Origin of the sequence: Geodermatophilus sabuli (assembly GCF_010686765.1) — a bacterium.
GTDB lineage: Bacteria > Actinomycetota > Actinomycetes > Mycobacteriales > Geodermatophilaceae > Geodermatophilus > Geodermatophilus sabuli_A.
Genome location: NZ_JAAGWF010000086.1, coordinates 1 through 583, shown reverse-complemented (window position 1 = coordinate 583; position 583 = coordinate 1). Strand labels below are relative to the sequence as shown.

Here is a 583-nt window from a genome sequence, read left to right as displayed (position 1 = left end):
TGCTCCTCCACCGCGCTGGCGATGGTGGTCTGCCGGTCGGAGATCTGCGCGACGATCTGCGAGATCTCCTCGATCGCAGCCACCGCGGCGGTGGTGTCACCCTGGATCGACTGCACCCGGCGGGCGATGTCCTCGGTCGCCTTCGCCGTCTCCTGCGCCAGCTCCTTCACCTCGTTCGCGACCACCGCGAAGCCCTTGCCCGCCTCGCCCGCCCGGGCCGCCTCGATGGTGGCGTTCAGCGCCAGCAGGTTGGTCTGCTCGGCGATCGAGGTGATCACCTTGACCACGTTGCCGATCTCCGCGGAGGACTCCCCCAGCTTCGCCACCGTCGCGGTGGTCGTCTCGGCGGCGGTGACGGCACGCGCGGCGACCTGGCTGGCCTCGGCGGCGTTGCTGGCGATCTCCCGGATCGAGGCACCCATCTGCTCGGCACCCGCGGCCACCGTCTGCACGCTGCGGCTGACCTCCTCAGCAGCCGAGGAGACGACGCCGGACTGCGCGGACGTCTCCTCCGCCGACGCCGAGATCTGCGCCGAGGACGCGCTCAGCTCCTCCGACGACGCGGCGACCGCATCCGCCGACG

The 583-nt window shown here is 71.7% G+C and carries 1 protein-coding gene; it reads right to left on the bottom strand.

Annotated features, from left to right (window positions below; translation table 11 throughout):
* Positions 1 to 583: methyl-accepting chemotaxis protein (locus GCU56_RS23125; protein ID WP_239522765.1), on the bottom strand; the 583-nt coding region annotated here is incomplete at both ends.